1 protein-coding gene is annotated in these 2,291 nt (G+C 64.9%); it reads left to right on the top strand.

Going from position 1 to position 2,291, the window contains the following annotated elements:
* Positions 1–2,128 (top strand): primosomal protein N' (locus WB528_RS26285; RefSeq protein ID WP_423892211.1); only part of this gene is annotated, 2,128 nt, incomplete at its 5' end.
* Positions 2,129–2,291 lie beyond the last annotated feature (163 nt).

The raw sequence follows: 2,291 nt of genomic DNA, 5'->3' as shown, positions 1-2,291 counted from the left end.
GAACTATTCTTACCGGGTGCCGCGCGGCATGGAACTGCAGCCGGGTGATGTGGTCTGTGTGCCCTTGGGGCCGCGCGAGGTGGTCGCGGTCGTGTGGGCGGAAAACGCCAATCCGGATCCGCGCCTGCACAATCGCCTGAAGGACGTCGGCGAGAAGCTCGACGTGCCGCCGCTCAAGCCGGAACTGCGCGCGCTCGTCGATTGGGTCGCCAACTACACGCTCTCGGCCCGCGGCATGGTGCTGCGGATGTCTCTACGCATGGGCGAAGATCTCGGACCCGAGCGGGTGCGGATGGGCGTGCGTCTGGCGGGCGACCCGCCGCAACGGATGACGCCGGCGCGTCGGCGATTGATCGAGCTGTTGTCCGACGGGCTGTTGCACGGCAAGGCAGATGCGGCGAGGGAAGCCGGCGTCAGCGTCGGTGTCGTCGATGGCCTTGTCGATGAAGGTACGCTCGCGGTCGAAGCGATGCCGCGTCCGCTCGCGCCGCCTGCGCCGGACCCGGATTTTTCGGTACCCGAATTCTCTCGCCAGCAGCGTACCGCCGTCGATTCGATGCGCGCGCTCGCCGCCAACGGCACCTTCCATGTCGCCTTGCTCGATGGGGTCACAGGCTCGGGCAAGACCGAAGTCTATTTCGAAGCGATCGCGGAAGTGATCCGTCGCGGAAAACAGTCGCTGATCCTGATGCCGGAAATTGCGTTGACCGGCCAGTTTCTGGATCGCTTCGCGCGGCGCTTCGGTGTGCGGCCGCTGGAATGGCATTCCGAACTGACCCCGCGGACGCGGCAACGCAACTGGGCCGCGATCGCCAGCGGCGAGGCGCCCGTCGTGGTGGGCGCGCGCTCCGCGTTGTTCATGCCCTATGCCGATCTCGGCTTGATCGTCGTCGATGAGGAGCACGACCAGGCTTACAAGCAGGACGATGGCGCGCATTACCACGCCCGCGACATGGCGGTGGTGCGCGCCCATATCGCGAAAATCCCGATTGTGCTGGCCTCTGCCACGCCGTCGGTGGAAACTGAAGTCAATGCGCGCAAGGGCCGCTATCAGCGCATCGTGCTGCCGTCGCGGTTCGGTGGCCAGCACATGCCGCATATCGAGGCGATCGATCTCAGGCGCGAAGCCCCGCCACGCGGCCGTTTCATCTCGCCGTTTCTAGCCGAGCAGATTCGCTCTGTGATCGAACGGCGCGAGCAGGCGCTGTTGTTCCTCAACCGCCGCGGCTATGCGCCACTGACCCTGTGCCGCGCCTGCGGGCATCGCTTCGCCTGCACCATCTGCGATGCCTGGCTGGTCGATCACCGCTTTCGCCAGCGGCTGGTCTGTCACCATTGCGGTTTCTCGATGCCACGTCCGCAACTCTGTCCGCATTGCTCGGCGGAAGAATCGCTGGTGGCGGTCGGTCCGGGCGTCGAACGCTTGCAGGAGGAGGCGGCCAGTCTCTTCCCGGAGGCGCGGACCATGGTGTTGTCGAGCGATCTCATCACCTCGATCGAGACCATGCGCAGCGAGTTGAACGAAATCGCCGAAGGCCGCGTGGACATCATCATCGGCACGCAACTGGTGGCCAAAGGCCATCATTTCCCGCGGCTCAATCTGGTCGGCGTCGTCGATGCGGATCTTGGCTTAAGCAACGGCGATCCGCGCGCGGCCGAGCGCACCTGGCAACTGCTCAACCAGGTGATCGGACGCGCCGGGCGCGATCAGGGCAGGGGTGTCGGCTACTTGCAGACCCATCAGGTGGAACATCCCGTAATGAAGGCGCTGGTGGCCTGCGACCGTGACGCATTTTATGCCAGCGAAATCGAGATGCGCGAGAGAACCGGCTATCCGCCGTTCGGGCGGCTCGCGAGCCTGATCGTGTCCGCCGGCGATCGCCCCACGGCGGAAGGTTTTGCGCGCAAGCTTGCCGCGATCGCCCCGATCGATGAACGGATCAAGGTGCTGGGACCCGCCGAGGCGCCGCTTGCGGTCATCAAGGGACGCTATCGCTTTCGGCTTCTGGTGAAGGCGCTGCGTAACGTCGATCTGTCGGAATACTTGCGCGAATGGCTGGCCGCAGGTCCGAAGACCAAGGGCAATCTCAAGCTCGAGGTCGACGTCGATCCTCAGAGCTTTTTGTAGTTTCAGGCAGGACAGTCTGTCTGCGCCGGGAAAGCGCATCCCGGAATCGGCAAGAAGGCCTGCCGACATTTCGGCCGGCAGGCCTTCTTCAGCGTGCATGAAGTTCCGCGGTCGGGAGTTACGAGACAACCTCGGCGGTGACGCGGCCGACGCCGGCGCTCGT

It is taken from the genome of Bradyrhizobium sp., from assembly GCF_049586575.1.
Classification (GTDB): Bacteria; Pseudomonadota; Alphaproteobacteria; order Rhizobiales; family Xanthobacteraceae; genus Bradyrhizobium.
Note: the sequence above shows the minus strand (reverse complement) of the source record. Positions and strands in the feature narration are given on the sequence as shown.